A 25,777-nucleotide genomic window follows, 5' to 3' on the forward strand; every position below is an offset into this window, starting at 1 on the left:
GCGCCCATGGCCGAAACCCTCACCCTCACCCTCGACAACGGCGACGCCCCGGGCGGCGACGTGGTCATCAAGCTGCGCCCGGACCTGGCGCCGAACCACGTCAAGCAGATCACCGAACTGGCGTCGGAAGGCTTCTATGACGGCGTCGTCTTCCACCGCGTGATCCCGGGCTTCATGGCCCAGGGCGGCGATCCGACCGGCACCGGCACCTCGGGCTCCAAGAAGCCGAACCTGAAGCAGGAATTCTCGGCCGAGCCGCACGTCCGCGGCGCCGTGTCGATGGCTCGCACCTCGGACCCGAACTCGGCCAACAGCCAGTTCTTCATCGTCTTCGATGACGCCACCTTCCTGGACCGCCAGTACACCGTCTGGGGCAATGTCATCGAAGGCATGGAGCACGTCGACAACCTGCCCAAGGGCGAGCCGCCGCGCGCTCCGGGCAAGATCGTCAAGGCCACGGTGGCCTGATCATGATCTCCGGTGCGGTTCGCGACGAGCTGATCGCGCGCTACGGCGAACCGCACCGGCGCTATCATGCGATGGCGCATATCGAGGACTGTCTGACCCAGATCAGGGCCTCAACCGACCTCACCGCCGACCAGCGCGACCTGCTGGAGACCGCGATCTGGTTCCACGACGCGATCTACGACCCCACCCGAAATGACAACGAGGCCGCCAGCGCCGATCTGGCGCGCGAACGCCTGTCCGCCGACGGCGCCGATCCGGCCTTCGTCGCCGAGGTCGAACGGCTGATCCTGCTCACCGCCGGCCATTCGGTCAGCGACGGCGACGCGCTGGGCGCCCGTCTCGTCTCCATCGACCTGTCGATCCTCGGCGCCGAGCCCGCCTGCTATGACGCCTACGCCCGCGCCATCCGCGAGGAATACGCCCACGTGCCCGAGCCCTTCTACCGGGCAGGCCGCGCGGCCATCATGACCCGCTTCCTCGACAGCCCCGCGCTGTTCGCCGATCCGGTCTGGGCGGACCGCTACGAGGCGCAGGCGCGTGAGAACATCGCGCGCGAGATCGCTGAACTGATGGGCTGACGCGTCAAAGAAAAAGGCCGCCCCTTCGGACGGCCCCTTCCCTACTCGATCTCCACGACCTCGACCCGCGGTCCGTTCAGGACCAGGGCGATCTCGCCGCGCTTCAGCTTCAGTGCGTCCTCGCCGAACAGCTGACGGCGCCAGCCCTTCAGGGCCTCGACGTTGGCGTTGTCGTCCAGCGCGATCTTCTCCAGATCGGCGACGTTGGCGATCAGCTTGGTGGCCACGCCCGCGTTGTCGCTCTTGGCCTTCAGCAGCACCTTCAGCAGTTCCACCACCGAGGGCGGGGCCGGCTGGTTGTGCGCCGGGCGCTCCAGCTTGGGCGCATGGGCTTCCGGATCGGCCATCACGCGTTTCAGCTCGGCGATCAGCTCCAGACCCAGCCGCGACGCGCCGAAGCCCTTGGGGACCGAACGCAGGCGGTTGAAGGCGTCGGGGTCGGTCGGCGCCTGCGCCGCGATCTCATCGATGGCCTCGTCCTTCAGGATGCGACCGCGCGGCTGGTCCCGCTCCTGCGCCGCCCGCTCACGCCAGACGGCGGTGGCGACGAAGGGCGCCAGATATTTGGCCGAGAACTTCTTCGGCTTCAGGCGCTTCCACGCCTTCTCCGGGTCGGTGTCGTACAGGGCCGGGTCGGTCAGGTCGCCCATCTCGGCCATCACCCAATCCAGACGGCCATCCTTCTGCAGTCGGTCGCGCAGCTTGGGATACAGGGCCGCCAGATGGGTCACATCGCCCAGCGCATAGACCAGTTGCGCCTCAGACAACGGACGGCGCGCCCAGTCCGTGAAGCGGCTGCCCTTGTCGACTTCCTGACGCAGCATCTGGCGAACCAGCGCCTCATAGCTGACCTGATCGCCGAAGCCGGCGGCCATGGCGGCCACCTGGGTGTCGAACATCGGCTTGGGCATGGCGCCCAGCTTGGCGAAAATCTCCACGTCCTGACGGGCGGCGTGGAAGACCTTCAGAATCGATTCGTCGCGCAGCAGCTCAAGGAAGGGCTCCAGATCCAGCCCCTCGGCCAGCGGATCAATGATCGCGGCGTCGGTCGGCGAGGCGGCCTGAATCAGGCACAGCTTGGGCCAGTACGTCGTCTCCCGCATGAATTCGGTGTCGACGGTGATGAAGGGCTCGGAGGCCAGACGCGCGCAGAACTCGCGCAGCGCCTCGGTGGTGGTGATCGGCGTCATTCGGATGCTATAGCCCCGCGCAATGCGGTTGTGGCAAGAGCCGCGACATATTTCCGCCCACTGATTCAGGCCCGTGACCGATGAGCGACACCCCCGAAAGCCTCAAGAACGGCCTGACCTATGCGGATGCGGGGGTCGACATCGACGCCGGGGAGATGCTGGTCGAGCACATCAAGCCGCTGGCGAAGTCCACGGCGCGCCCGGGTTCGGAGCCCTCGCTGGGCGGTTTCGGCGCCCTGTTCGACCTCAAGGCCGCCGGTTTTGAAGACCCGCTGATCGTCACCACCACGGACGGCGTGGGCACCAAGCTGAAGATCGCCATCGAAACCGGCCGCCACGACGGCGTCGGCGTCGATCTGGTCGCCATGTGCGTCAACGACCTGCTGGCCCAGGGCGCCGAGCCCCTGCTGTTCCTCGACTATTACGCCACCGGCAAGCTTGAAATCGACGCCGCCCGTCGCGTCGTCGCGGGCATCGCCGAAGGCTGCCGTCAGGCCGGAGCCGCCCTCGTCGGCGGCGAGACCGCCGAAATGCCCGGCATGTATCAGGGCGGCGACTATGACCTCGCGGGCTTCTCGCTCGGCGCCGTCGAGCGCGGTCAGGCCCTGCCTTGGCTGGACCGCCAGCAGGCGGGCGACCTGATCATCGGCATCGGCTCTTCAGGTCCGCACTCCAACGGCTATTCGCTGATCCGCAAGGTGGTCGAGAAGTCGGGCCTGTCGTGGGCCGACGACGCGCCCTTCGCCAAGGACCGCTCGCTGGCCCAGGCCCTGATGGAGCCGACCCGCATCTATGTGAAGTCCGTCCTGCCGATCATGAAGGCCGGTCTGGTCAAGGGCGCGGCCCACATCACCGGCGGCGGCCTGATCGAGAATCCGCCCCGCTGCATCGCCGAGGCCCTTCAGGCCCGCTTCGACTGGGACGCCTGGCCGATGCCGCACGTCTTCCAGTGGCTGGGTCAGGTCGGCGGAATTTCGGATCACGAACTGCGCCGCACCTTCAATTGCGGCGTCGGCTTCATCCTGATCGTATCGCCCGAAAACGCCGAGCCGGTGCTGGCCGCCCTGCTCAACGCGGGCGAGGTCGCCTTCGTCTGCGGCCAGCTGGAAGCGGCCTAAAGGCCGCTACTCCTCGGTGCTGGTGTAGGTCACGCGAACCACGGTCGCGCGGCCTTCCGCCTGACGCACCGACACGGTCACGGCGCCCTTGGTCCACAGCGCCCGGTTGGCGGACGTCGTCGGCTCGGCGACAAAGCCCGCCTGCTCCAGCGGACGGCGCACCGCGCCGCGCGCCGAAGCGAAGTCGATGGTGCGTCCCTGAAGCGTGCACGCCCGCAGGACTTCGCCATCGTCGTCGCCTTCGTCGTCGGCCAGTTGAAGCATGTATTTCGCGATCCGGTCGCCACCGCTCCGGGTCACCGCGTCGCCGGACTCCATCTCCACGACCGGCCCTTCCTCGCTCACCACGGTGAAGCCCAGGAACTCGGCCGGCGCCCTGTCCTTCTCGCCGCCGACGAACGGCAGGCAGACGTTGACCAGCACGTCCCGCGTCAGATCATCACCCTGCAACGGCGGGCTGAACAGGGCGGCGGCGAACAGGGCGGCAAGCATGTGGTGAACTCCCCTCGAAACAATCGGCGCCACTGTTTCCGAGCGAACGTCGCGACGCAAGCGCCTGATCGCGAACGCCCCGCCGTTGACCCGGCCGGGCCGGGGCGGCATTCCTCCCCTCCCTCCCCGAGGCTGGCCCGATGACCGAATCTCCGCCGCGCCGTACCCGCGTCGCCGTCCTGATTTCAGGCGCGGGCTCCAACATGGCCGCCCTGATAGAGGCGTCCCGCAAGCCCGGGGCGCCGTTCGAGATCGCCCTGGTCCTGTCCAACCGCCCCACCGCGGGCGGGCTCGCCATCGCTGAGGCGCAGGGCGTTCCCACCGTCGTCGTCAATCACCGTCTCCATGGTCAGGACCGCGAGGCGCATGAGCGCGCCATCGACGCCGTCCTGATGGAGCATGCGATCGATGTGGTTGCGCTGGCCGGCTACATGCGTCTGCTGACGCCCTTCCTCGTGCGTCTGTGGGCGGCGCGGATGATCAACATCCATCCCAGCCTGCTTCCCAAATACCCGGGGCTGGACACCCATGCCCGCGCCATTGAGGCCGGGGACGCCGAGGCCGGCTGCACCGTCCATCTGGTCACCGAGGGCGTCGACGAAGGTCCCATCCTGGATCAGGAGTTCGTGCCGATCCTGCCGATGGACACCCCCGAAAGCCTGGCCGCGCGGGTGCTGGCCGCCGAACACAAACTCTATCCTCGCGCCCTGACCGCCTTCTGCCGGGCGCTCTGCTAGGACCGCCCGTCCGCCCGGCGCGCCGCGCGTTCCGCCACGGCCGTCAGGACCGTCAGCAGCCCCGTCACGGCGGCCGCGCCCCACAGCGCCATGACCCCGGCCTTCAGAAAGGCCAGCGCGCCCAGCGCACCGCCGGTCGCCAGCCCGAGCCAGAGCAAAAGGAAGGGCAGCCAGTCCCACCGCGCGCCGCCATGCAGCGCCGTGGCGATCCTCTGCCCCATGCGAACGAGGGTTCCGGTCATATAGGTCAGGCCCAGTCCGACATCGCCCTCGCGCTGGAAGACCGCATTCTCCACCCCCATCGCCATGACCACGAAGACCATGCCGACGTGCGGCCGACCGAGGCCGCACAGGGCCGCCCCTGAGATCAGCAACAGCGTCTCGGTCGCCAGCACAAGGGATCGACGCTCCTCGCCGAACCGGCGCGCCACCGTGCCCCCCAGCACCACGCCCGCCACGAACAGCCCGATCAGCATCAGGGCCATGCCCGCCTGCGCCGGATCGCCGGAGGCCAGGCCCACGCCCAGCCGGGTCGAGTTCCCGCTCATGAAGGAGACGAAGAAGCCGCCCAGCGTCATGAAGCCGATGGCGTCGACATAGCCCGCCAGCGCCGAAAGGCTTGCCCCCAGCAACACGCCCCTTTTGCCGTAGTGCTTCATGGCGTGCCCGAACGGCCCAATTGAAAACGGCCGGATCGTCTCCGATCCGGCCGCTGCATTTCAAGATGCCGGGCTGAAATCAGCCGACAATCTGATCTTCGGTGAAGAACTGGGCGATCTCGATGGCGGCGTTCTCCTGCGAGTCCGAACCGTGGACCGAGTTTTCACCGATCGACAGGGCGAACTGCTTGCGGATGGTGCCTTCGGCGGCCTGTTCCGGGTTGGTGGCGCCCATGACTTCACGGTAGGCGGCGACGGCGTTCGGGCCTTCCAGCACCTGAACGACGACCGGCTCGGCGGTCATTTGCTCGACCAGCTCGCCGTAGAACGGGCGCTCGGCGTGCACTTCGTAGAATTTCTTGGCCTGATCGGTCGACAGCTTGACGCGACGCTGGGCGACGATGCGCAGGCCGGCGCCTTCGATCACGGCGTTGATCGCGCCGGTCAGGTTGCGGCGGGTGGCGTCCGGCTTGATGATCGAGAAGGTACGTTCGGTCATGGGATGACTTCTGGTTTGGGAGATTGAAGGTCGCGGGCTTATAGACGCGCGCTCCCCGGTTTCCAACCGCCTCACAATTTTGCCTCTATCGCTGACCGATCCCCGGTCGTTCGGCGTCGGGGGCGCGCCCGAGTTCTGGACTATGCTGCAGATCAATCGCCTGACCCTCAACGCCTGGGGCCGTTCGTTCCTCGACGACGCCTCCGTCAGCCTGCCGCCCGGCGCCAAGGTCGGCCTGGTCGGCCGCAACGGCATCGGCAAGTCGACCCTGTTCAAGGTCATCCTCGGTGAACTGGTCGCGGGCGGCGATGAAGTCAGCCTGCCCAAGACCGCCCGTATCGGCTCGGTCGATCAGGAGCACCCGGCCACGCCCGTTTCCGTGCTGGAGACGATTCTCGAGGCCGACGTCGAACGCCACGAGCTGCTGACCCGCCTCGAAACCGCCGAGCCCGAGGAAATGGGCGAAATCTGGGGTCGTCTGATCGAGATCGACGCCGACGCCGCCCCGGCCAGGGCCTCCGAAATCCTCGTCGGCCTCGGCTTCTCGCAGGAAGACATCCATCGCCCCATGGCCCATTTCTCGGGCGGGTGGCGGATGCGCGTCGCTCTGGCTGCGGCCCTGTTCGCCGAGCCGGACATGCTGCTGCTCGACGAACCGACCAACTATCTCGATCTGGAAGGCGCCCTGTGGCTTGAGGCCCGCCTGAAGAAATATCCGGCGACGGCGCTGATCATCTCGCACGACCGCGAGATGCTGAACGAGGTCTGCACCCACATCCTGCACCTGTCGAACCGCAAGCTGGACCTCTACACCGGCAACTACGACACCTTCGAAAAGACCCGGGCCGAGAAGCTGCGCCTGATGGCCGCGACCCAGTCCAAGCAGGAGGCCGAGCGCGCCCACCTTCAGAAATTCATCGACCGCTTCAAGGCCAAGGCTTCCAAGGCCACCCAGGCCCAGTCGCGCGTCAAGAAGCTGGAAAAGATGGAGCGGATCGAGCTGCCGCCAGAGGAGCGCGTCGCCCCCTTCGTCCTGCCGTCGCCCGAACGCCCCCTGCCCCCGCCGCTGATCCGGCTGGAGCGGGCCAATGTGGGCTATGAGCCCGGCAAGCCGATCCTGAAGAACCTCAACCTGCGCATGGACCTGGACGACCGGATCGGCCTGCTGGGCGTCAACGGCGCGGGCAAGTCGACCTTCGCCAAACTCATCGCGAAAGCACTGACGGTCGAGACCGGCGAGTTCCACCGCGACGGCAAGATGCGCGTGGGCTGGTTCCACCAGCACCAGATCGAGGCCATGGACCCGACCGACACGCCGCTGGAGATCATCCGCCGGGCCATGCCGGAAGCTTCCGAATCCAGCCGCCGGTCGAAGCTGGCCCAGTTCGGCCTGCCCTTCCAGAAGCAGGAAACCACGGTCGCCAGCCTGTCGGGCGGCGAGCGCGCCCGCCTGCTGCTCAATCTGGTGGCGATGGACTCGCCCCACATCCTGATCCTCGACGAACCGACCAACCACCTCGACATCGACAGCCGCCGGGCCCTGCTCGACGCACTGAACGAGTACACCGGCGCCGTCATTCTCATCACCCACGACCGCTCGCTGATGGAGCTGGTCGCCGACCGCCTGTGGCTCGCCGCCGACGGCACGGTGACCCCGTTCGAGGGCGACATGGACGACTACGCCAAATTTGTCCTGGACCGCGCCAAACAGGCCGGGATGAAGCCGTCACAGGTCAAGCATGAGCCGGTGGCCGAAGCCGCGCCGGCCGCAAGCACCTCCGCCCCTCAAGCAGCGAGCGGCCGCGCCGCGAGCGATAGGGGCCAAAAGAAAGGCGGACCGTCGCCGTCCACCCTGCGTCACGCGGTGAAAAAGGCCGAGGAGCGCATGACCCAGCTCGCCGCCGACCTCTCGCGCCTCGACGACGACCTCGCCAACGCCGCCGCCAACGATCCGAAGAAGCTCGAAGGCCTCAGCCGCTCCCGCGCCAAAACCCAGGCCGACCTCGACGCCGCCGAGGCCGCATGGATTGAGGCCGAGGAAGCCCTGGCCGAGGCCACCGCATGACACCCATCAGGTTCAGCCGCGAGGAGATCACCGCCATCGCCGCGAAACTGCGTCCCTATTTCCGGGACGAGTTCGACGTCGACTTGCGCGACCTCCCGGCTGAAATGCTGGTCGACTTCCTCGCCCGCGAAATCGGCCCCTTCTTCTACAACCGCGCCCTCTATGACGCGCAGGCCATCGTAAAGAAGAAGGCCGACGACATCGCCGAAGCCATCGCCGGGCTGGAGCGCGGCTAGACCTTTCCCTACCCATCTCCGATGGGGAGAAGACTGTTATGTTCAGCGAACGCGAATCCCCCGACGCTCCGGCGCCCTCAAGGAGTTGTCCATGATCCGCCCCATCCTGATCGCCGCTGCCCTGTTCGCCGCTGCCCTGTTCGCCGCTACCCCGGCCCTCGCCCAGGAGCCCGCGCCGCGTCACTACCGACTGGACGTGTCGGTCGTGCGCAACGGCGTCGAGGTCGTGTCGACCCACACCCAGATCATGGAGAACGCCCCGGCCAGCGCATCGGCGACCCTCGGCGACACCACCTATGAGTTCGAGGCCAATCTGTTCACCGTCCAGGGCGACGGCGCCGACGCCCAGATGATGGTCGAGGCCAATCTGGCCCGGAACGAGACCCGGATCGCCGCCCCGCGCCTGACCTTCCTGCGCGGCGAAATGGCCGAAATCGCCATCGGCGACGAGGCGGGTGACATCCTGAAAATGTCGATCATGCCTGTTCCCGCCGCCGACTGACCGGCCCGCGTCTCCTCCCCATCTGCGATGGCGCGGAGACGCGTCACCGGCCCTACGACTGCCCCTGCTGCATATAGGTTTCCTCATAGGGCTGGACCACGACCCAGCCCTCGCCCTGGAACTTCATCTGGATGCTCTCGCCCGAGCCCCGGCCGACGAAGGTCTTCAGCGAGATGTCCGTGGCGATCTCCGGCGACAGGCCGCCGGACCAGGCCACCGTCGCGTTCGGATCGGTGAAGATCGGCCCGGTCTCGTGGCTGACCTTGAGGATCAGCGGGTCATAGTGGCTGGTGATCGCCACGATGCCGCTGCCACTCAGCTTCACATTGAACAGACCGCCGGACATCATCCCGGCCACCCGCTTCATCATGGTGATCTGGTTGCTGACGCCGGTTTCCAGCGCCAGCACGTCGTTTCCGTTGGCGAAGATGGTCTCGTTGTCGAGGCGCAGCAGGGTGATCTTCTTGCCGGTGTCGGCCAGATAGACGCGCCCCTGCCCCTCCACCTTCATCAGCACCATGCCCTCGCCACTGACGGCCTTCTTCAGCAGATTGCCGAGGCCCTGCTCCATCAGGCCCTGACGGGTGAATTTCACCGAGCCGGTGCGGGCCACCATCGCGCCCGCCTTGGCCCAGATCGCGCCGTTCAGCTTCACCTCCAGCAGATACTGGCTCTCCAGCTCAAAGGCTTCAGGGCTGACGTCCTTCTCCTTGTAGGCGGCGACGAACTCGGCGACGGTCTTGACCGGCATGGGAACCTCGAAGGGGGGTTTTCGGAAGCCGCGAGGCTGGGCGGGTATCCGTCGCGGCGCAAGCCGTTTGACCACCCGCCCTCGTCTTTTCCACGGACCTGACGTCCCTATTCCGGGTTGTCCGCGAGCGGCGTCGCCCCCAGCGCCAGCCGCGTCGCCTCCGCCTCGGCCAGCAGGGCCGCGCGTTTGGCTTCGCCGAAACCGTCCAGCGTCCGGTAGGGCATGGCCAGCCGGATATTGTCGCGCAGCCGCCCCCGGTTCCGCTCAAGGAACCCCCAGTACAGCCGGTTGAAGGGACAGGCGCCGTCGCCGGACCTGCCCTTCACGTCATAGCGGCAGGCCCCGCAGTAGTCGCTCATCCGGTTGATGTAGGCCCCTGACGCCGCATACGGCTTCGACCCAACGATCCCCCCGTCGGCGAAGGTCGCCATGCCCCGCGTATTGGGCATCTCCACCCACTCATAGGCGTCGGCGTAGACGGTCATGTACCAGTCATCCACCGCGTCCGGATGCACCCCCAGCATCATGGCCAGATTGCCCGTGACCATCAGCCGCTGGATATGGTGGGCATAGGCGTTGTCGCGGCTGGTCGCGACAACGTCGGCCACACAGGCCATGTCCGTCTCGCCCGACCAGAAGAACCACGGCAGGGCGCGGTCGGCGTCCAGGAAGTTGCGCCGTCCGTACTCCGGCGACTTCAGCCAGTAGACGCCGCGCACGAACTCCCGCCAGCCGAGGATCTGCCGGATGAAGCCCTCGACCGCATTCAGGGGCGCGGCCCCGGCGGCATACACCGCCTCGGCCCGGCGGCAGACGTCCAGCGGGTCCAGCAGGCCCAGGTTGATCGCGGTCGAGATCAGCCCGTGCCACATCCACGGCTGCCCCTCCGCCATCGCGTCCTGCCAGTCGCCGAAGCCCGGCAGGATGCGCGTCAGAAAGTCCTCCAGCACCGCCTCGGCGTCCGCGACCGTCACCGGCCAGCCGAACCCCTCCAGCGTCCCGAAATGCGCCGGGAACAGCCGCTCCACGTCCGCAATGGCCTCGCGCGTCATCGCGGACGGCGGCGTCTTCAGCCGCTCCGGCGGTCGCACGCCCTTGGCCGGCTTACGGCGGTTCTCCGTGTCATAGTTCCAGCGACCGCCCTCAGGCTCCGCGCCGTGCATCAGCAGCCCGGTCTCGCGCCGCATCTCGCGATAGAAATACTCCATCCGCAGTTCGCGCTTGTTCGCCGCCCAGCGCCGGAACCGGTCGTGTGAGCAGATGAACCGCCGGTCCTCGCGGACCTCGACCGGCACGCCCGCCGTCGCCGCGAACGCCTCCAGCGCCCCGGCCAGCCGCACCTCGCCGCATTCGGTCAGCACCACCCGCTCGAAGTCCCCGCCCTCCAGCGCGCGCGCCAGCTCCCCGACGATGGAGTGGCTGTTGTCCGGCGCGTCGATCCGCACATAGCGCACGCTCACGCCCCGCCCCTCCAGCCGCGCCGCATGGGCCCGCATGGCGGCGAAGGTCAGGGCGATCTTCTGCTTGTGGTGCCGCACATAGGTGGCTTCCTCGCGCACCTCGGCCATCAGCACCACGTCCCGGGCGGCGTCCAGATCGGCCAGCCCCGCCAGCCCGTCCGACAGCTGGTCTCCCAGCACCAGTCTCAGGGTCGCGCCACGCCGGGCCGGGTCGGGGTTCGTCATCGCCATGCCCTGTCTCTAGGCGCCTCCGCCCCCGGTCGCCAAGGCCCGCGCCCCTTCTTCCCTTTCCCGGATCAGGCCATACTTGCGAATCCATGCCCATCCGTCGCCTCCCCCCCGAGACCGTCAATCGCATCGCCGCCGGCGAGGTGGTCGAACGCCCGGCCAGCGCCATCAAGGAGCTGGTCGAGAACGCGCTGGACGCGGGCAGCACCCGTATCGAGATCCAGGCGGACGGCGGAGGCCTGTCGCGCATCCTCATCGCCGACGACGGTCACGGCATGGCCCCGGACCAGCTGGCCCTGTGCGTCGAGCGCCACGCCACCTCCAAGCTGGAACCCGACGACGCGGGCGACGTGGACCTGCTGCGCATCCACACCCTGGGCTTCCGGGGCGAGGCCCTGCCCTCCATCGGCTCGGTCGCCCGCCTGACCATCACCAGCCGCCCCCGTGAAGGCGGCGACGCCCACCAGATCACCGTCGAGGGCGGCGACCAGAAACCTGTCGCCCCCGCCGGCTTCCCCGGCCCGCACGGCGCCCGCGTCGAGGTCCGCGACCTCTTCTACGCCACCCCCGCCCGGCTGAAGTTCATGAAGTCCGAGCGCTCGGAGGCCATGGCCATCTCGGAGGAGATCAAACGCCAGGCCATGGCGCATGAGGATGTCGCCTTCACCCTCGATCTCGACGGCAAGACCGTCCTGCGCCTGCCCGCCGAACACCCCGGCGACCACGGTCGGTTGAAGCGCCTCGCCGCCCTGCTGGGCCGGGATTTCGAGGCCAACGCCCTGCTGATTGATCAGGAGCGCGACGGCGTCCGGCTGACCGGCTACGCGGGCCTGCCCACCTACAGCCGGGGCAACGCCGCCCACCAGTATCTGTTCGTCAACGGCCGCCCGGTGAAGGACCGCCTGCTGCAAGGCGCCCTGCGCGGCGCCTACGCCGACTTCCTCGCCCGCGACCGGCACCCGGCGGCGGTCCTCTTCCTCGACATCGACCCGCTCTATGTCGATGTGAACGTCCACCCGGCCAAGGCCGAGGTCCGCTTCCGCGATCCCGCCCTCGTGCGCGGCCTGATCGTCGGCGCCCTGCGCCACGCCCTCGCCGCCGCCGGCCACCGCGCCAGCACCACAGTCGCCGCCGACGCCCTCTCAGGCTTCCGCGCCCACGAAGGCGTGACCGCGCCGGGTGTGGGGAGTGGGGCATGGGGTGTGGGGTCGGGCGGCGGAAACGCCTCCGGCTACAGCGGCTGGCAAGCCTGGGCCGCCCCCGCCACCCAGACCGCCCAGATCCTCCCCGGCCTCAACGACCGCAGCGCCCGCGTCGAGACCTTCGACACACCCCACACCCTGCACCCCACGCCCTACACGCCCGGCGCGCCCCACACCCCACACCCCACACCCGACCCCCTCGACTTCCCCCTCGGCGCCGCCCGCGCCCAGCTGCACGGCACCTATATCGTCGCCCAGACCCGCGACGGGCTGGTCGTGGTCGACCAGCACGCGGCGCACGAGCGGCTGGTCTATGAGCGGATGAAGTCCCAGATGGCCGAGGGGGCCGTCACCCGTCAGGCCCTGCTGGCGCCCGAGGTGGTCGAGCTGGACCCCGCCGAGGCCGACCGCGTCGCCGCCCGCGCCGAGGAGCTGGCCGAGCTGGGCCTGATCGTCGAAGCCTTCGGCGGCGGCGCCGTCCTGGTCCGCGAGACCCCCGCCCTGCTGGGCGACACCGACGTTCAGGGCCTGATCCGCGACATCGCCGACGACCTCGCCGAACACGGCGCCGCCCTGTCGCTCAAGGAGCGCATGGCCGAAGTCTGCGGCACCATGGCCTGCCACGGCTCCGTCCGCGCGGGCCGCGTCCTCAGCGCCCCCGAAATGAACGCCCTCCTCCGCCAGATGGAAGCCACCCCACACTCAGGCCAGTGCAACCACGGTCGGCCGACCTATGTGGAGCTAAAGCTGGGCGATCTGGAGAAGCTGTTCGGGCGGCGGTGAGACAACGGCGATTTGCCAGTTTCCCGTAAAAGTCATACCCATTGCCTAGAATCACTGAAGCAATGGACTCTACGGAACCGCTACATGCCCGCCGCTATTGGTTTGAGATTTTACAAGATTTTTGCAAAACGCTTGCGTGGAAAATACGATGAAATCGCAACCGCTAGCGATCTCTCGGTGACCATACCTGACTATCTGTCCAACTTCGTAGACAGCCATTCCGAAGATGACACGGTTGCAGACGCTGAGAAGGAGCGTAGCTATTATTTCGTGCCTGCCGAAAATTACGGGATAGGCAGCATCCGAGGTCACGTGCACTACGGAACTTTCGGTTTCGAAAGCAAAATTAAAAAATACAAATCCAAGGCTGTGGCTTACAAGAGAGCTAGCAGCGACACCGAAGAAATAGCGCTCTATTTTGACATTTGGTGCGTTCCGAAAGAAGATTTCGCAATTTTGGCGTTACAATCTTTTGGAGGACGATCATGCGTTCATCTTGTTTTACATGACATGCAGATCGAATTTGAGAAAGCCAACAAAGATTTTAGGCTTCACGCACACAAACTTATGGGCAACGATTCGCCCATAACCCTGTACGGTGACGCTCCCGTTAAGAAGTTAAAGCTCACTAAGCACAATGCACAGAGCGATAGCTTCGGCAGTTACCGCCCCGGAAAGCCACCGCGGCCGGTCGATATTGAGATTTCCTACAAAGCGAAACGCGGCGGAGCGCTCGGTAGCCTTCGGGACATGGGCGGCGTACTGAACGAAAACGACAAGGGCATTATCGTTTTCGAAGGTGGCGAGTTCGACGAAGTGGTAGCGGAAGTGATGATTGGTAATAGGCGTCGCCCCGTCGGCCTAATCGGAGCTAACTCCGAGACAGGTGCCATCGACGTCTCAGAATCCATCACTTACGGGGCCGACGGCCACCCCACGCTCGACAGCATAAAAAAACAATCAAATCTAATAATCCAAGATTTCTATAAGCGCTTAAAGAGCATTTAGGATGAAAATAGATATTATTCCGATAATAAAAGATCACATCGAAACGCTTCGAGACGACCGAAGCGGACGGTACTCATTCAACGATTTCGCGTTGTTTTACGGAGCCCCTTTGGTCGGAGGAGCATCAATAGCTTACAGCTCAATAAAATTTGATTCCAACTTTTACAATGTATCAATAACATTTTTTGGAATATTTATAGCATTACTGCTAAATGTTCAGGTTGCTGTATTTGGTATATTTCAAAGAAAATGGGAGAAACCTGAAGATGAAAACCTAGCCGAGATACAAAAATCCAAGCTGGAGCAACGCAGAAGTTTATTGGGCGAGCTAAATTCAAATTTGTCCTACTTAATATTGATCAGCTGCTTTTCTTTAGTTACTTTCTTAGTTTTTTTTGTTTTTCCTTTTCGTGGTTCATTTTCATCAGTTATTTCGTGCGTGCTATACGGTCACTTTGTTCTGACGCTGATGATGTCAGTAAAGCGAGCGCACACCTTGTTTCAGATGGAGTACGAAGGACATTGCTGATCGAGTAAAGCAACATAATACATTCCATCCTCTTCGCCTGCCTCGGCAACCTCTGTCGCTCGCCGCTCACCGAGGTTGCCCTGCGCGCTAAAGCCACCCGGCTCCGGCTTGAGCTGATCGTCGAATTCACCGGGAACGGGAACTGCATGCGGGCGAGTTGCCGAATAAGCGGGCCATCGCGGTGACCGCGCCCCGTCCCACCAGCAGCACGACGACCGCCCCTCCCCCTCACACCCCCCGATCCGCCAGCATCGCCAGTTCCTCATAGATCGCGTCACCCGACCGGCTCTCGGCATTCCGCCAGTTGGTGGCGGTGGCGGGGTTCACCAGCATCCCGTCGGCCGTCAGGACCAGCACATTGGGCAGGCCGGGCAGTTCCGGCAGGCCGAACCGGCGGGCGATGGCGAGGTTGTGGCCGTCGCCGGTGCGGGGCATGCCGATGTTGACGAACACCAGCTCGTATTTGCGCTCGATCAGGGCGGCGAAGCGTTCGGTCTCCAGCCAGCCGGCCAGGGTGCGGCTGTCGCTGCACCAGTTGGCGCCCATGACCAGCAGGACCCGCTTGCCGGACGCCCGGGCGCGCTCCAGCGCCGCATCCACGTCGCCCATCGCATTGTCGCTGACCAGATAGGCGCGCGCCTGCGGCCGGGGCGCTTCCGGCGGCGTCAACGCGACCGCCGCCACGGGCGCAGCAGGGGCGACCGGCCCGGAGGTGGTGGCGCAACCGGCCAGAGCGCTCGCGACCACGAGCAACGACACGACAGTTCTCATTTTCAGCATCCCCCCGCCGGCCTCATCGCCCGCGTCCGGCCCGCTTCTCCGACACTTTCGCGACGCGCTCAACAGCGTTCGCCACCGGCCCCGGAACCGTTCAGACTGCGCGGCCCATCCCGCCCCCAGGTCGCCCCCCATGCCCTCCATCCTCTTCGTCTGCCTCGGCAACATCTGTCGCTCGCCGCTGGCGGAGGGCGCCCTGCGCGCGGAGGCGGCCCGGCTCGGGTTCGACCTGATCGTGGACTCCGCCGGGACCGGAAACTGGCACGCGGGCGAGGCGCCGGATGAGCGGGCGCAGCGCACCGCGCTGAAGCATGGCGTCGACATCTCGGCCCTGCGCGCGCGGCAGGTGACCAAGGGCGACTTCCGCCGCTTCACCCACATCATCGCGCTGGACCATGAGAACCTGTCCAACCTGCGCAAGCTGGCCCCGTCAGACTCGACCGCCGAACTCAGCCTGCTGCTGGACCACGTCCCCGGCCGCGAGGGTCAGGCCGTCACCGACCCCTGGTTCGGCGACGAGGCCGGGTTCGAGGTCACATGGGACGAGGTCGAGGCGGCGGCGCGGGGACTGGCGGCACAGCTTCGGGCGCTCTGAGCGTCACTTTTGGGGGTGTGGGGTGTCGGGTGTGGGCATGCCCCGGCGTCCCGCCAATCCCCACTGCCCACTGCCCACTGCCTACTGCCTACCCGACACCCCACACCCCATCCCCTACGCCCCAAACCGCTCCACCACTCCCGTCGCCGCGCCGCCGGACACGACCGAGCCCCCGGCGATCGCATAGACCGCCCCGTCCACCGACGCCGCCGCCAGCCCGTGCCGGGGCGTCTTCATGTCCGGTCCCGCCGTCCACGCATCGCGCGCCGGGTCATAGAGCCAGGTCTCGGCGAACACGCCGCCGCCCCCTCCCCCGCTGTTTCTGGGGGCGAACCACTCCCCGCCGAACGCCACCAGCTTCCCGCCCGCTTCCGCCATAGCCAGCCCGCCGCCGACCTGATTGTTCTGCGCATGGGAGCGCGGGATCGGCGCCAAGGTGTCCCAGCGATCCGCCGCCGGGTCATAGCGATCCAGCCGCCCCGTCCCGCCGCCGCTGACCGTGCGTCCTCCAGCCACCCAGATCGCGCCGTCCAGCACCGCCGCCGCCGCGCTGTTGCGGGCCATCGGGCACGGCCGCGCCGTCTCCCAGCGTCCGTCCACCCGCACCAGATGCCGGTCGGTGTCGGCCTGCTCGTTCCAGCGGGCGTTGGCCGCGCCCGCCGGCGTCCGCCCGGTGATCAGGTGCAGCCGGTCGCCCACCCCCAGCCCCACCGCCTCGGCCTGCGGCGTCGGCAGGCCCGGCGCCTCGACCCAGCCGCCGTCCGTCAGCGTCCACGCCGTCGTCGTATTGACCCAGTCCCCGGCCCCGGTCCGCGCATAACCGCCGACGATGTTCAGCTTCCCGTCCGCGACCACCACCATCGGGTGATGCCGGGCCTCGGGCAGGCGCGGCAGCTCGCTCCACGCATCCGCCGCCGGATCATAGGCGGCCACGCGATCCTCGACATGCAGCCCGCCCTGCCGCTGCACCAGACCGCCCGCCGTGACGATCTTCCCGTCCCACACCGCCGCATAGATCTCCTGCACGATCCACGGCAGGGACGCGCGGCTGGTCCAGCCGCCCGGAGGCGCGGCCCGCGCGCGAGCCGCCAAGGGGGTTGTCAGGGGAACGAGGCCGAGTGCGGCTCCGGCGGCGATCAGGGTGCGGCGGTCGGGATGGGTCATGGGGTCAGACTGACACGGCTTCGCGCACGTTCGCCACCTTCCCTCTCTTCCGCTCATCCTCGGGAGGGCGCGCCACGGCGCCTGGGTGTGGGGTGTGGGGTGTCGGCATGCCCCACGGCGTTCCGCTCATCCCTACTCCCTACTCCCTACTCCCTACTCCCTACTCCCTACTCCCTACTCCCCACACCCCACACCCCACACCCCACACCCTCAAAAATTGCGCGCGTCCGATCCGTACGACCAAATTTGACGTACCGGCGGTTTATCGTGCGCGAATGACCGACGCTTATCGCATCCGCCCCGTCCGAACCTGGCTTCTCGCGCGCGACGCCTATCTCGGCGGCCTGACCGCCGAAACCGTGTGCCGCATGTACGATCTGGGCCTGTCCGCCTTCCGGCGCCGCGCCCGCAAATACAGCTGGCGGCGCATGGACAATGTCGGCGACCCCGCCTCCGAACGGGACCGCTCCATCTATGACGATGTGGAGGTCGAGGAGCAGATCGAGACCGCCCGCCTGCGCTTTCTCCAGACGCTGGAGCAGGGCAAGGCGCTGGAAGCCCTGCGCTGGCGCAAGCTCTGGGGGGAGTTGCGGACCGAGTCCGCCGCCTTTGATGCAGCCTTCTTCAGGGACATGACCCCGGAGGAGATCAGCGCCTTTCATGCCTCACCGCACGAGTACGAGGACGAGGACACCGAAGAAGACGCGGCCCTGCTCAGTGCGCCCCGGCGTGACGTCCATGACGAGGACTGAGCCGGGAAATGTCCACTAAAGTGCACTCAAAAAATAATTGAGTGCACTCAGCCCCCGGTTGGCAGGGCCCTGAGGAACAGAACCCGCGCCGCGCCGTAGTCGCGGGCGTCCAGCCGTTCGTAGCCCGGGGTCTCGATCTCCGGCTCGTCCGAGCCGCGCTCGAACACCACGGTGGCGCCGGGCTTCAGCCAGTTGCCTTCCAGCAGCCGGGCCAGCGTCTGCTCCCCCAGACCCTTGCGGTAGGGCGGGTCGAGGAAGGCGATGTCGAAGGCCTCGCCCGCCGAGCCGGGACGGACGCCCAGATCGGTGGCGCTGCGGCGGTGCACCCTCGTGCGGCCCATCAGGCCCCAGGCGTCGGCGTTCTCGCGGATGGCGCCGCGCGCCTCGTCCTCGATCTCGACGAACAGGGCGAAGGCCGCCCCCCGACTGATGGCCTCATAGCCCAGGGCGCCCGAGCCCGCGTACAGGTCGATGACCCGCGCGCCGTCCAGCGGCTCGGCCCAGCCGGCATGTTCCAGCACGTTGAAGATGGCCTGACGCGCCCGGTCCGAGGTCGGGCGGGTGTTCTGGCCCTCGGGGGCGGTGATGGCCCGCCCCTTCAGGCTTCCGGCGACGATCCGCATGGATCAGCCGCCCGAGCGCGGACCACGCGGACCGCCCCGCCCGGCCCCGCCGGACGGACGCGAGCCGCCGGGGCGAGCCCCGCCGCCCCCGGCGGGCTTGCCGAAGGTGCGGCCGCCCGAGGGCTTGGCGCCATAGGCAGGCTTGTCCCCGAAGGCCGGCTTGCCGCCGGTCTTGCGGGGGCCGCCCGCCGGCTTGCGGCGGTCGTCGATGAACTGGTCATCGCGGGGAGTGAAGGCGCGTTTCGGCCGGTCGCCGCCGTCCTCGTCCTTGCGGGCGGGCGCGGTGCGCTCACGGGGCTTGAAGGTCTTGGTGTGCTCGAACTTCGGCTTGGCCTTGGCCCAGCCGTCCTTTTTCGGGGCCCGACGGCCGGTGTCGCCACCCTCGGTCGCGGCGGCCTCGGCGGCGCGGACGCGGCTGGGCTTGCGCGACGGGTCCGACAGGGCCGAGCCCGAGGCGCCCTTCACGATCGGCGCCGAGGTGCGGCGGCCGGGGATCGGCGCGGGGGTGCTGACCGTATTGCCGGTCGGCAGGTTCTCGGGCCGGATGTGCTCTGCCAGCAGCTCACGGATCACCCGCGGACCGACCTCCTCGACCGAGCCCACCGGCAGGGTGCCCAGCTGGAACGGACCGTAGGCCAGACGGATCAGGCGGTTCACGGTCAGGCCCAGATGCTCCAGCACCTTGCGGACTTCCCGGTTCTTGCCCTCGGTGATCGAGACACTGATCCACAGGTTGGCCGACGACTTCTCGCCCTCGGCCTTCTCCCTGGCCTTGTCGAGGGTCGCCTCGATCGGGCCGTAGCGGACGCCGTCGACGGTGACGCCGTCCTTCAGGCTGTCGAGCTGCAGCTGGGTGACGCGGCCACGGGCGCGGGCGCGGTACTGGCGGACCAGCTCGGTTTGCGGCAGCTCCAGCGCGCGGCTCAATTCGCCGTCGTTGGTCAGGATCAGCAGGCCCTCGGTGTTCAGGTCGAGGCGGCCGACCGAGATCACCCGCGGCAGGCCGCTGGGCAGGGCGTCGAAGACCGTCGGGCGGCCCTGCGGGTCGCCGTGCGACGTCACCAGCCCGGCGGGCTTGTGATAGCGCCAGACCCGCGTGGCCTGCGCCGCGCCGATGGGCTTGCCGTTCACGGTGATCACGTCGTCGCGGGTCACCAGGGTCGCGGGCGTGTCCAGGATCTTGCCGTTGACGGCCACCTGGCCCAGGCCGATCAGGCGCTCGACCTCGCGGCGCGAGGCGATGCCCGCCCGGGCCATGGCCTTGGCGATGCGCTCGCTGCGCTTGGGGGCCTCGTCGGCGGCGGGCTTGCCCCCCGGTTTGGAGCCCGGCTTCGCGCCGAACTTGCCGGCCGGCTTGTCAGCGCGGGGGCCCTTGGCGAAGGGTTTGCCGCCGCGCGGCGGACCGCGCTCGCTGTCCGCGCTCTCGACGCGTTTGACGTAGGGTTTGCGGGGGCCGTCGCGGTCGCCGTCTTGACGAGGGCGCGGCTTCTTGTCGTTGTCTCGGGGATGGAAGGCCATGATGAGCGGTTCATGCGCATGGCCTTGGCCTGCGCGCAAGCGGCGGCGGACGCCGGAGAGACTCCGGTCGGCTGTGTGATCGTCGACGAATCGACCGGTCAGGTCGTCGCCGAGGGCATGAACGGCCCCATCGGCGCCCACGATCCGACCGCCCACGCCGAGATCGTCGCCCTGCGCGCGGCGGCCCGAAAGCTGGGCAATTACAGGCTCACAGGCCTGACGCTGTATGTGACGCTGGAGCCCTGCGCCATGTGCGCCGGGGCCATCAGCCACGCTCGTATCGGCCGGGTGGTCTGGGGCGCCGACGACGCCAAGGGCGGCGCCGTCGCCCACGGCCCGCGCTTCTTCGACCAGCCGACCTGCCACTGGCGCCCCGTCGCCGAGGGCGGGGTTCTGGCCGCCGAGGGGGGCGACCTCCTGCGGTCCTTCTTCCGGGCCCGCCGCAAGGGAACGCCCCCCGATACGGCGCGTTGATCCGCCTGCTCCCGTCACGGCAAGGCTTGTTACGTATGAAGACGCTTCTGGTCCCGGCGCTCGCCGTCCTCTCGCTGGCCGCCTGCGGCCGTCAGCCGGCCGAGGCCCCGACCGACGGTGATTCGGTCCGTGAGCGCGCCGAGGAAGCCCAGACCGCCCGCCGCCGCACGGGCGCCGAGCTTCAGGACCGCGCCCTGAACCGGGTCATCCGCGCCGTCTATATCTGCAATGACGGCCAGCGCCTGTCGGTGGACTTCGACAACCCCCGGGAGATGGCCACCGTCCGCAACTCGAACGGCGAGGCCGTTGACCTGTTCCAGGAACGTGCCGCCGACGGCATCTGGTATCGCGCCTCGGGCTACGAACTGCGCGGCAAGGGAACCCAGGCGACCTGGACCGCGAACAACCTGCCCCCGACCACCTGCCGCGCGGTCGACTAGGAGAGGGCCGTCGGTCGCCTCTACGCGTCCTGCAGAGCGGCCGGATCGAGCATCACGCCGCGCCCTCGGCCTTCAGGAAGGCGGTCAGGGTCGCACGGTCCACGGTCTTGTCGGTGAAGGCCTCGCCGATGGCCCGGGCCAGGATCAGGGTCAGGCGGCCGCCCTCGGCCTTCTTGTCCCCCTCCATCCGCCTGATCAGGGCCTCCGCCCCGAACTGGCCCACCTCGGCCAGACGCACCGGCAGACCGGCCGCCGCCGTCACCGTCTCGACCCGGTCCGCGTCCGCCTGAGCGCACAGCCCGGTCGCGGCCGAGTAGCGGAAGGCCATGGCGCAGCCCAGCGCCACCGCCTCGCCGTGGGCCAGCTTCTCCTCGTCGAAGTCCAGCTCCGCCTCGATGGCGTGGCCGAAGGTGTGGCCGAGGTTCAGCAGGGCGCGCCGCCCCGCCTCCTTCTCGTCCTCGCCGACGATGCGGCTCTTGATCTCGACCGAGCGAACCACGGCGCGATGCAGCGCCGCCGGGTCGCCCTTGACGCCGACCGCGCCCTCTCCAGCCAGCCAGTCGAAGAAGGCCGCGTCGCAGATCAGGCCGTGCTTCAGCACCTCGGCCCAGCCCGACCGCAGCTGCCGCTCCGGCAGGGTCGCCAGCACGTCGATGTCCGCAACCACCAGCCGGGGCTGATGGAAGGCGCCGATCAGGTTCTTGCCGCGCGGGGTGTCGATGGCCGTCTTGCCGCCTACCGAGCTGTCGACCTGCGCCAGCAGGGTCGTCGGAACCTGCACGAAGTCGATGCCGCGCATGTAGAGCGCCGCTGCCAGTCCGGCCAGATCGCCGACCACGCCGCCGCCCAGCGCCACGACGATGTCGCTACGATCCAGCCCGAAGGCCAGCATCCGGTCCAGCACCCGCTCCAGCTCGGCGAAGGACTTGGAGCTCTCTCCCGCCGGCACCGCCAGCAGCCGGGCCCGCACGCCCGCGTCCTCCAGCGCCTTCAGCACCGTGGGTCCATGGATGTTGGCCACTGTCTCGTCGGTGACGACCACGGTTCGCCCCTTCGCCAGCGGCGCGACGTGCTGGCCCAACTCGCGCAGGAGCCCGCCCCCCACGACGACATCGTAGGGCAGGAAGCCAGCCCCTGAAACCAGCACCGTCGTCGTCACGCCTTGATCTCCATCGCCCCGTGGGCCTCAAGCGCCCGCACTATGGCCTCCACGGCCTCGGCATGGGCGCCGCCGGCCACATCAACCGTCAGGTCCGCTTCGCCGTAAACAGGATACCGGGCCTCGGCCAGCGTCCGCAGGGTCTCCAACGGGTCCTTGCCTCGCAAAAGCGGTCGGGTGTCGCGCCGTTGCACCCTCTGGGCGATGACCTCCAGATCGGCCCGCATCCAGACCGTCACCGCATGGGTCTTCATCAGCGCCCGGGTTTCGAGATTCAGCATGGCCCCGCCGCCGGTGGCCAGCACCAGACGCGGTCCCTCCAGAAGGCGACGCATCACCCGCGCCTCTCCCGCCCGGAACTCGCCCTCGCCCATGCTGGCGAAGATGTCCGAAACGGTCATGCCCGCCGCCGACTCGATCTCTTCGTCGCCGTCCGCAAAGGACAGGCCCAGCCGCCTGGCCAGCCGGCGCCCGACGGTCGATTTCCCCACCCCCATCAGCCCGACCAGCGCTATGGTGCGCTGATGGACGGGAATCGGCTCGAATTCGGTCATCGCGCGCCTCGCGAGAGCGGGCGGCGGTCGGGAGACGGGAAGGATGGGCGCAGGCACGTCATGATCGCCTTCACCTCTACACGAACACAGGCGCGGGGCCACGCCATGGCGAAGGCGCCGCGATGAGCAGTCCCCAGATCGAGGCCTTCCTCGAGATGATGGCTGTGGAGCGGGACGCCTCGCCCCACACCCTGTCCGCCTACGCCCGCGATCTGGCCGACGCCGAGGGTGGCGTGGACGGCGGGCTGATGCAGGCCGATGAGACGGCGGTGGAGACCTGGTACGCCGGTCTGGCGGCGCGCGGCCTGTCCCCCGCGACCCAGTCCCGACGTCGCGCCGCCGTGCGTCAGTTCTATCGCTTCGCTCTCGGTGAAGGCTGGCGGCAGGACGACCCGTCGCGCCGGCTCGACGCCCCGAAACAGGGTCGTTCCCTGCCCAACGTCCTGACCCGCGAGGAGATTGAAGCCCTGCTGGAAGCCGCCGCCGCCCGCGACGGCGCCGCCGGGATTCGCATGGTGGCGCTGGTGGAACTGGCCTACGCCTCCGGCCTGCGAGTGTCCGAGTTGCTGGCGCTGAAGGTCGAGGCCGTTCGCCGCGATCCCGCCTGGCTGATCGTGCGCGGCAAGGGCGGCAAGGAGCGGCTGGCTCCGCTGAACGCCTCGGCGCGCGAGGCGGTGAAGGCATGGCTAGAAGCCCGCGAGGCCGCCCGCAAGCCGGAAGCGCCGGACAGTCAGTGGCTGTTCCCCTCCCCGGTCGGCAAGGCCGCGCTGACGCCCCGCCGCTTCGCCCAGATGCTGGGTCAGGCGGCCATCGACGCCGGGATCGACCCGGCGCGGGTCAGCCCCCACGTCCTGCGTCACGCGTTCGCCACCCATCTGCTTGAAGGCGGGGCCGACCTGCGCGTCGTCCAGACTCTGCTGGGTCACGCCGACATCGCCACCACCCAGATCTACACCCACGTCGCCACGGATCGGCTGGCCAGAATGGTGCAGGAGAAGCACCCTCTGGCGCGGGATGACTGAACTCCGCTTGCTCCCCGGCGTTGACCTGACTAGGTTCCGCCGCCTTCCGATGCGCCATGTGGCGCGCCAGTTCCGGACGCCTTGATGGCCACGCACTACCTCGAGTTCGAAAAGCCGATCGCCGAATTGGAGGCGAAGATCGAGGAGCTGTCGCTGCTCGCCTCGACCGCGGGCTCGTTCGACTCCGAGATCGACGGCCTGAAGAAGAAGGCCGATCAGCTCCGCAAGAAAATCTACAACGGCCTCGATCCGTGGATGAAGACGCAGGTCGCGCGCCACCCGCAGCGTCCGCACTTCGTCGACTATGTCGAGGGTCTGTTCACCGACTTTGTCGAGTTGAAGGGCGACCGGCAGTTCGGCGACGATCAGGCGATTCTGGGCGGTCTCGCCAGGCTGCGGGGTCGGGCGGTGGTGATCATGGGTCACGAGAAGGGTCACGACACCCAGACCCGCCTGACCCACAATTTCGGCATGGCCCGTCCCGAAGGCTACCGCAAGGCGGTGCGCCTGATGGATCTGGCCGAGCAGTACGGCCTGCCGGTGCTGTCTTTCGTGGACACCGCCGGCGCCTACCCAGGCCTCGGCGCCGAAGAGCGTGGTCAGGCTGAAGCCATCGCCCGCTCGACCGAGCGCGGCCTGACGCTGGGCGTCCCCTCCATCGCCACCATCACGGGCGAAGGCGGTTCGGGCGGCGCCATCGCCATCGCCGCCGCCAGCCGCGTGCTGATGCTGGAGCACTCGATCTATTCGGTCATCTCGCCGGAAGGCGCCGCGGGCATCCTCTGGCGCGACGGCAGCCGGGCCCGGGACGCGGCCATGGCGATGAAGATCACCGGCCCCGATCTGGTCGAGCTGAAGATCGTGGACCGCATCATCGGCGAGCCGCTGGGCGGCGCCCACACCGACCGCGCGGCAGCCATCGCCGCTGTTGGCGATGTGCTGGTCGAGGAACTGGACGCCATGGCTGGCCTATCGCCCGAGCAACTGCGCAAGGCCCGCGCCGACCGCTTCTACGCCATCGGCCGCCTGAGCTAGGTTTACGGCGTTAACGCTCTGAATACCCGCGACTGCGAAGCATTCTGCGCCCGGCGATACGCGAGTCGGGTCGGGGGCGTGTGGAGTAGCGATGAGTCAGGGGCTGGACGGGCTGCGCGAGAGCGCGGTGATCAATCTCACCGGCGCCGTGACCATGGTCGTGGACGATTCGCCGTTCGGGCTCGACATCACCGCCAGCGCCCTGCTCGGCTTCGGCATCAAGACCCGTTACGCTTGCCATAGCGGCATTGAAGCTATGGAAATCCTCAAGGATCACCCTGTTGATCTGCTGGTGGTCGATACCGAAATGCCCGAAATGGACGGCTATGCACTGGTGCGCTGGCTGCGCCGGTCCGGGCTGGATCCGAACGCCCTCACCCCCGTCATCATGACCGCCAGCCACATCCGCCGATCCCGTGTCGCCGAAGCCCGCGACTGCGGAGCGAATTTCGTGATTACCAAGCCCTTCAGCGCCGCAACCCTGCTGGAGCGGATCATCTTCGTCGCGCGCGACACCCGCCCCTTCCTGGAGGTCGGCGACTATTTCGGTCCCGACCGCCGCTTCCGCGAGGGCAAGCCGCCGTTGGAGGAACGGCGAGCCGATGTGCTCCGCCGGATGAAGCTGGACGCCGAACAGGCGGCTGCTCAGACCAATGCCGGGGGGGCCGCATGACTGTCATCACCCATTCACGCCGCAAGTCCCGTCTGTCGAAGATCATTGATCAGGCCGGCGGCTTCAGCGTCGGCGCCGCACTGACGCAGGCCCGGGCCAATATGGACGCCCTGAAACCCCGCAGCGCGGCCGAGGTGGCGGATCGCATCGCCGAACTGGCGGCTCTCGCGCCGACCGACACGGCAGACGTCGCAGAGACCCAGACCGCGCTGGTTCGGGCCTATCACGTCGCGAACGGCGTGATCGACGCCGCAGGGCCGTTCGGAATGGATGACGTCTGTGCGGTCGCGGTTGGCCTGTGCGACCTGATCGACGCGACCACGGCGGAACGCCCGTTCGATTGGCGTGTCGTGCCGATCTACGCCCGGTCGCTGCAACTCCTGCTCGCGCTGCCGGAAGACGCCGACGCCCGTAAAAAGGTGCGCGAGGGACTTGAGCAGATGGTGGACCGGAAGCTGGCGCAGCCGGGCTGAACCGGCTCCCGGC

At 67.8% G+C, this 25,777-nt stretch carries 31 protein-coding genes; 19 read left to right on the plus strand and 12 right to left on the minus strand.

Annotated features, from left to right (window positions below):
* The first annotated feature begins 6 nt into the window (after positions 1-6).
* Both FKQ52_RS09300 and FKQ52_RS09305 read left to right on the plus strand, forming a co-directional pair.
* Positions 7-468, plus strand: a complete 462-nt coding sequence (locus FKQ52_RS09300) for a peptidylprolyl isomerase (RefSeq protein WP_141626926.1) — start codon at positions 7-9, stop codon at positions 466-468.
* A gap of 2 nt (positions 469-470) precedes the next feature.
* On the plus strand, positions 471-1,046 hold the full coding sequence (locus FKQ52_RS09305) for a phosphohydrolase (protein ID WP_141626927.1): 576 nt from the start codon (positions 471-473) through the stop codon (positions 1,044-1,046).
* Between the two features lie 41 nt (positions 1,047-1,087).
* Here FKQ52_RS09305 and rnd read toward each other — a convergent pair whose 3' ends face one another.
* On the minus strand, positions 1,088-2,236 hold the full coding sequence (rnd, locus tag FKQ52_RS09310; protein ID WP_141626928.1) for a ribonuclease D: 1,149 nt from the start codon (positions 2,234-2,236) through the stop codon (positions 1,088-1,090).
* An 80-nt stretch (positions 2,237-2,316) separates the two neighbouring features.
* Here rnd and purM point away from each other — a divergent pair, with 80 nt between their 5' ends.
* Complete coding sequence (gene purM / locus FKQ52_RS09315; protein ID WP_141626929.1) at positions 2,317-3,354, plus strand: phosphoribosylformylglycinamidine cyclo-ligase; 1,038 nt, start codon at positions 2,317-2,319, stop codon at positions 3,352-3,354.
* A 6-nt stretch (positions 3,355-3,360) separates the two neighbouring features.
* Here purM and FKQ52_RS09320 read toward each other — a convergent pair whose 3' ends face one another.
* On the minus strand, positions 3,361-3,846 hold the full coding sequence (locus tag FKQ52_RS09320; protein WP_141626930.1) for a hypothetical protein: 486 nt from the start codon (positions 3,844-3,846) through the stop codon (positions 3,361-3,363).
* 140 nt (positions 3,847-3,986) lie between these two features.
* On the opposite strand from FKQ52_RS09320, the gene purN reads away from it, so the two are divergent.
* Positions 3,987-4,583 (plus strand): phosphoribosylglycinamide formyltransferase, encoded by a 597-nt coding sequence (purN, locus tag FKQ52_RS09325; protein ID WP_141626931.1) that lies wholly within the window; start codon positions 3,987-3,989, stop codon positions 4,581-4,583.
* Here the strand turns inward: purN and FKQ52_RS09330 are convergent.
* Together FKQ52_RS09330 and ndk are read right to left on the minus strand one after the other, a co-directional pair.
* A complete protein-coding gene (locus tag FKQ52_RS09330; RefSeq protein ID WP_141626932.1) occupies positions 4,580-5,242 on the minus strand; it encodes a YoaK family protein in 663 nt (220 codons plus the stop codon). The two genes, purN and FKQ52_RS09330, sit on opposite strands and share 4 nt — an antisense overlap.
* Positions 5,243-5,321: 79 nt before the next feature.
* Positions 5,322-5,741: a nucleoside-diphosphate kinase gene (gene ndk / locus FKQ52_RS09335; RefSeq protein ID WP_141626933.1), complete on the minus strand. Its 420-nt coding sequence runs from the start codon at positions 5,739-5,741 to the stop codon at positions 5,322-5,324.
* A gap of 142 nt (positions 5,742-5,883) precedes the next feature.
* Between ndk and FKQ52_RS09340 the strand changes: the two genes are divergently transcribed.
* The 3 genes from FKQ52_RS09340 (at position 5,884) to FKQ52_RS09350 (ending at position 8,544) form a co-directional block, all read left to right on the plus strand.
* Positions 5,884-7,806: an ABC-F family ATP-binding cassette domain-containing protein gene (locus FKQ52_RS09340; RefSeq protein WP_141626934.1), complete on the plus strand. Its 1,923-nt coding sequence runs from the start codon at positions 5,884-5,886 to the stop codon at positions 7,804-7,806.
* Positions 7,803-8,042 (plus strand): DUF2164 domain-containing protein, encoded by a 240-nt coding sequence (locus FKQ52_RS09345; protein ID WP_141626935.1) that lies wholly within the window; start codon positions 7,803-7,805, stop codon positions 8,040-8,042. Before FKQ52_RS09340 ends, FKQ52_RS09345 begins: the two co-directional genes overlap by 4 nt.
* 91 nt (positions 8,043-8,133) lie before the next feature.
* Positions 8,134-8,544 carry a hypothetical protein gene (locus FKQ52_RS09350; protein ID WP_141626936.1) on the plus strand — a complete coding sequence of 137 codons (411 nt, stop codon included), beginning with the start codon at positions 8,134-8,136 and terminating at the stop codon, positions 8,542-8,544.
* A 52-nt stretch (positions 8,545-8,596) separates the two neighbouring features.
* Here the strand turns inward: FKQ52_RS09350 and FKQ52_RS09355 are convergent, their stop codons facing one another.
* Together FKQ52_RS09355 and FKQ52_RS09360 are read right to left on the minus strand one after the other, a co-directional pair.
* A complete protein-coding gene (locus FKQ52_RS09355) occupies positions 8,597-9,295 on the minus strand; it encodes an AIM24 family protein (RefSeq protein ID WP_141626937.1) in 699 nt (232 codons plus the stop codon).
* Between the two features lie 107 nt (positions 9,296-9,402).
* Entirely contained in the window at positions 9,403-10,980 is a 1,578-nt protein-coding gene (locus FKQ52_RS09360; protein ID WP_141628305.1) for a cryptochrome/photolyase family protein, read from the minus strand.
* A gap of 92 nt (positions 10,981-11,072) precedes the next feature.
* Here FKQ52_RS09360 and mutL point away from each other — a divergent pair, with 92 nt between their 5' ends.
* From mutL to FKQ52_RS16875, 4 genes are all read left to right on the plus strand, one after another.
* Positions 11,073-12,968: a DNA mismatch repair endonuclease MutL gene (mutL, locus tag FKQ52_RS09365; RefSeq protein ID WP_141626938.1), complete on the plus strand. Its 1,896-nt coding sequence runs from the start codon at positions 11,073-11,075 to the stop codon at positions 12,966-12,968.
* Between the two features lie 84 nt (positions 12,969-13,052).
* Positions 13,053-13,976: a hypothetical protein gene (locus FKQ52_RS09370; protein WP_141626939.1), complete on the plus strand. Its 924-nt coding sequence runs from the start codon at positions 13,053-13,055 to the stop codon at positions 13,974-13,976.
* 1 nt (position 13,977) lies between these two features.
* Entirely contained in the window at positions 13,978-14,505 is a 528-nt protein-coding gene (locus tag FKQ52_RS09375; RefSeq protein WP_205750736.1) for a hypothetical protein, read from the plus strand.
* Between the two features lie 26 nt (positions 14,506-14,531).
* Positions 14,532-14,690, plus strand: coding sequence for a hypothetical protein (locus tag FKQ52_RS16875; RefSeq protein ID WP_370451059.1), 159 nt, complete (start codon positions 14,532-14,534; stop codon positions 14,688-14,690).
* 43 nt (positions 14,691-14,733) lie between these two features.
* Here FKQ52_RS16875 and FKQ52_RS09385 read toward each other — a convergent pair whose 3' ends face one another.
* Positions 14,734-15,264: a thioredoxin family protein gene (locus FKQ52_RS09385; protein ID WP_205750737.1), complete on the minus strand. Its 531-nt coding sequence runs from the start codon at positions 15,262-15,264 to the stop codon at positions 14,734-14,736.
* A 151-nt stretch (positions 15,265-15,415) separates the two neighbouring features.
* Here FKQ52_RS09385 and FKQ52_RS09390 point away from each other — a divergent pair, with 151 nt between their 5' ends.
* Positions 15,416-15,877, plus strand: coding sequence for a low molecular weight protein-tyrosine-phosphatase (locus tag FKQ52_RS09390; protein ID WP_141626941.1), 462 nt, complete (start codon positions 15,416-15,418; stop codon positions 15,875-15,877).
* 114 nt (positions 15,878-15,991) lie between these two features.
* On the opposite strand, the gene FKQ52_RS09395 is transcribed toward FKQ52_RS09390, so the two are convergent.
* The gene (locus tag FKQ52_RS09395; protein WP_141626942.1) at positions 15,992-17,041 is read right to left on the minus strand and encodes a kelch repeat-containing protein; all 1,050 of its coding nucleotides are present in this window, start codon (positions 17,039-17,041) and stop codon (positions 15,992-15,994) included.
* Between the two features lie 275 nt (positions 17,042-17,316).
* Here FKQ52_RS09395 and FKQ52_RS09405 point away from each other — a divergent pair, with 275 nt between their 5' ends.
* Positions 17,317-17,793: a hypothetical protein gene (locus tag FKQ52_RS09405; RefSeq protein ID WP_141626944.1), complete on the plus strand. Its 477-nt coding sequence runs from the start codon at positions 17,317-17,319 to the stop codon at positions 17,791-17,793.
* A gap of 47 nt (positions 17,794-17,840) precedes the next feature.
* Here FKQ52_RS09405 and rsmD read toward each other — a convergent pair whose 3' ends face one another.
* Together rsmD and FKQ52_RS09415 are read right to left on the minus strand one after the other, a co-directional pair.
* Complete coding sequence (rsmD, locus tag FKQ52_RS09410) at positions 17,841-18,416, minus strand: 16S rRNA (guanine(966)-N(2))-methyltransferase RsmD (protein WP_141626945.1); 576 nt, start codon at positions 18,414-18,416, stop codon at positions 17,841-17,843.
* Positions 18,417-18,419: 3 nt separating this feature from the next.
* Complete coding sequence (locus FKQ52_RS09415) at positions 18,420-19,934, minus strand: pseudouridine synthase (RefSeq protein ID WP_141626946.1); 1,515 nt, start codon at positions 19,932-19,934, stop codon at positions 18,420-18,422.
* Between FKQ52_RS09415 and tadA the strand changes: the two genes are divergently transcribed.
* Entirely contained in the window at positions 19,923-20,408 is a 486-nt protein-coding gene (gene tadA / locus FKQ52_RS09420; protein ID WP_240811608.1) for a tRNA adenosine(34) deaminase TadA, read from the plus strand. The two genes, FKQ52_RS09415 and tadA, sit on opposite strands and share 12 nt — an antisense overlap.
* 35 nt (positions 20,409-20,443) lie before the next feature.
* On the plus strand, positions 20,444-20,848 hold the full coding sequence (locus FKQ52_RS09425; RefSeq protein WP_141626948.1) for an MliC family protein: 405 nt from the start codon (positions 20,444-20,446) through the stop codon (positions 20,846-20,848).
* Positions 20,849-20,900: 52 nt separating this feature from the next.
* On the opposite strand, the gene aroB is transcribed toward FKQ52_RS09425, so the two are convergent.
* Both aroB and FKQ52_RS09435 read right to left on the minus strand, forming a co-directional pair.
* Positions 20,901-22,007, minus strand: a complete 1,107-nt coding sequence (gene aroB / locus FKQ52_RS09430; RefSeq protein WP_141626949.1) for a 3-dehydroquinate synthase — start codon at positions 22,005-22,007, stop codon at positions 20,901-20,903.
* On the minus strand, positions 22,004-22,561 hold the full coding sequence (locus FKQ52_RS09435; protein ID WP_141626950.1) for a shikimate kinase: 558 nt from the start codon (positions 22,559-22,561) through the stop codon (positions 22,004-22,006). The genes aroB and FKQ52_RS09435 overlap by 4 nt, the downstream gene beginning before the upstream one ends.
* Before the next feature lie 122 nt (positions 22,562-22,683).
* On the opposite strand from FKQ52_RS09435, the gene FKQ52_RS09440 reads away from it, so the two are divergent.
* The 4 genes from FKQ52_RS09440 (at position 22,684) to FKQ52_RS09455 (ending at position 25,764) form a co-directional block, all read left to right on the plus strand.
* Positions 22,684-23,583, plus strand: coding sequence for a tyrosine recombinase (locus tag FKQ52_RS09440; RefSeq protein ID WP_141626951.1), 900 nt, complete (start codon positions 22,684-22,686; stop codon positions 23,581-23,583).
* 84 nt (positions 23,584-23,667) lie between these two features.
* On the plus strand, positions 23,668-24,618 hold the full coding sequence (locus FKQ52_RS09445; RefSeq protein ID WP_141626952.1) for an acetyl-CoA carboxylase carboxyltransferase subunit alpha: 951 nt from the start codon (positions 23,668-23,670) through the stop codon (positions 24,616-24,618).
* A 91-nt stretch (positions 24,619-24,709) separates the two neighbouring features.
* Positions 24,710-25,291, plus strand: a complete 582-nt coding sequence (locus FKQ52_RS09450) for a PleD family two-component system response regulator (RefSeq protein WP_141626953.1) — start codon at positions 24,710-24,712, stop codon at positions 25,289-25,291.
* Positions 25,288-25,764, plus strand: coding sequence for a chemotaxis protein CheE (locus tag FKQ52_RS09455; protein WP_141626954.1), 477 nt, complete (start codon positions 25,288-25,290; stop codon positions 25,762-25,764). Before FKQ52_RS09450 ends, FKQ52_RS09455 begins: the two co-directional genes overlap by 4 nt.
* Positions 25,765-25,777 lie beyond the last annotated feature (13 nt).

This window comes from Brevundimonas sp. M20, assembly GCF_006547065.1.
Lineage (GTDB): Bacteria > Pseudomonadota > Alphaproteobacteria > Caulobacterales > Caulobacteraceae > Brevundimonas.

What these genes read in the sequence shown, in the direction of transcription:
- FKQ52_RS09300 (WP_141626926.1), top strand. Translation starts at nt 7, where the DNA reads ATGGCCGAAACCCTCACCCTCACCCTCGACAACGGCGACGCCCCGGGC.
- FKQ52_RS09305 (WP_141626927.1), top strand. Translation starts at nt 471, where the DNA reads ATGATCTCCGGTGCGGTTCGCGACGAGCTGATCGCGCGCTACGGCGAA.
- rnd (WP_141626928.1), bottom strand. Translation starts at nt 2,236, where the DNA reads ATGACGCCGATCACCACCACCGAGGCGCTGCGCGAGTTCTGCGCGCGT.
- purM (WP_141626929.1), top strand. Translation starts at nt 2,317, where the DNA reads ATGAGCGACACCCCCGAAAGCCTCAAGAACGGCCTGACCTATGCGGAT.
- FKQ52_RS09320 (WP_141626930.1), bottom strand. Translation starts at nt 3,846, where the DNA reads ATGCTTGCCGCCCTGTTCGCCGCCGCCCTGTTCAGCCCGCCGTTGCAG.
- purN (WP_141626931.1), top strand. Translation starts at nt 3,987, where the DNA reads ATGACCGAATCTCCGCCGCGCCGTACCCGCGTCGCCGTCCTGATTTCA.
- FKQ52_RS09330 (WP_141626932.1), bottom strand. Translation starts at nt 5,242, where the DNA reads ATGAAGCACTACGGCAAAAGGGGCGTGTTGCTGGGGGCAAGCCTTTCG.
- ndk (WP_141626933.1), bottom strand. Translation starts at nt 5,741, where the DNA reads ATGACCGAACGTACCTTCTCGATCATCAAGCCGGACGCCACCCGCCGC.
- FKQ52_RS09340 (WP_141626934.1), top strand. Translation starts at nt 5,884, where the DNA reads ATGCTGCAGATCAATCGCCTGACCCTCAACGCCTGGGGCCGTTCGTTC.
- FKQ52_RS09345 (WP_141626935.1), top strand. Translation starts at nt 7,803, where the DNA reads ATGACACCCATCAGGTTCAGCCGCGAGGAGATCACCGCCATCGCCGCG.
- FKQ52_RS09350 (WP_141626936.1), top strand. Translation starts at nt 8,134, where the DNA reads ATGATCCGCCCCATCCTGATCGCCGCTGCCCTGTTCGCCGCTGCCCTG.
- FKQ52_RS09355 (WP_141626937.1), bottom strand. Translation starts at nt 9,295, where the DNA reads ATGCCGGTCAAGACCGTCGCCGAGTTCGTCGCCGCCTACAAGGAGAAG.
- FKQ52_RS09360 (WP_141628305.1), bottom strand. Translation starts at nt 10,980, where the DNA reads ATGACGAACCCCGACCCGGCCCGGCGTGGCGCGACCCTGAGACTGGTG.
- mutL (WP_141626938.1), top strand. Translation starts at nt 11,073, where the DNA reads ATGCCCATCCGTCGCCTCCCCCCCGAGACCGTCAATCGCATCGCCGCC.
- FKQ52_RS09370 (WP_141626939.1), top strand. Translation starts at nt 13,053, where the DNA reads ATGCCCGCCGCTATTGGTTTGAGATTTTACAAGATTTTTGCAAAACGC.
- FKQ52_RS09375 (WP_205750736.1), top strand. Translation starts at nt 13,978, where the DNA reads ATGAAAATAGATATTATTCCGATAATAAAAGATCACATCGAAACGCTT.
- FKQ52_RS09390 (WP_141626941.1), top strand. Translation starts at nt 15,416, where the DNA reads ATGCCCTCCATCCTCTTCGTCTGCCTCGGCAACATCTGTCGCTCGCCG.
- FKQ52_RS09395 (WP_141626942.1), bottom strand. Translation starts at nt 17,041, where the DNA reads ATGACCCATCCCGACCGCCGCACCCTGATCGCCGCCGGAGCCGCACTC.
- FKQ52_RS09405 (WP_141626944.1), top strand. Translation starts at nt 17,317, where the DNA reads ATGACCGACGCTTATCGCATCCGCCCCGTCCGAACCTGGCTTCTCGCG.
- rsmD (WP_141626945.1), bottom strand. Translation starts at nt 18,416, where the DNA reads ATGCGGATCGTCGCCGGAAGCCTGAAGGGGCGGGCCATCACCGCCCCC.
- tadA (WP_240811608.1), top strand. Translation starts at nt 19,923, where the DNA reads ATGGAAGGCCATGATGAGCGGTTCATGCGCATGGCCTTGGCCTGCGCG.
- FKQ52_RS09415 (WP_141626946.1), bottom strand. Translation starts at nt 19,934, where the DNA reads ATGGCCTTCCATCCCCGAGACAACGACAAGAAGCCGCGCCCTCGTCAA.
- FKQ52_RS09425 (WP_141626948.1), top strand. Translation starts at nt 20,444, where the DNA reads ATGAAGACGCTTCTGGTCCCGGCGCTCGCCGTCCTCTCGCTGGCCGCC.
- FKQ52_RS09435 (WP_141626950.1), bottom strand. Translation starts at nt 22,561, where the DNA reads ATGACCGAATTCGAGCCGATTCCCGTCCATCAGCGCACCATAGCGCTG.
- FKQ52_RS09440 (WP_141626951.1), top strand. Translation starts at nt 22,684, where the DNA reads ATGAGCAGTCCCCAGATCGAGGCCTTCCTCGAGATGATGGCTGTGGAG.
- FKQ52_RS09445 (WP_141626952.1), top strand. Translation starts at nt 23,668, where the DNA reads ATGGCCACGCACTACCTCGAGTTCGAAAAGCCGATCGCCGAATTGGAG.
- FKQ52_RS09450 (WP_141626953.1), top strand. Translation starts at nt 24,710, where the DNA reads ATGAGTCAGGGGCTGGACGGGCTGCGCGAGAGCGCGGTGATCAATCTC.
- FKQ52_RS09455 (WP_141626954.1), top strand. Translation starts at nt 25,288, where the DNA reads ATGACTGTCATCACCCATTCACGCCGCAAGTCCCGTCTGTCGAAGATC.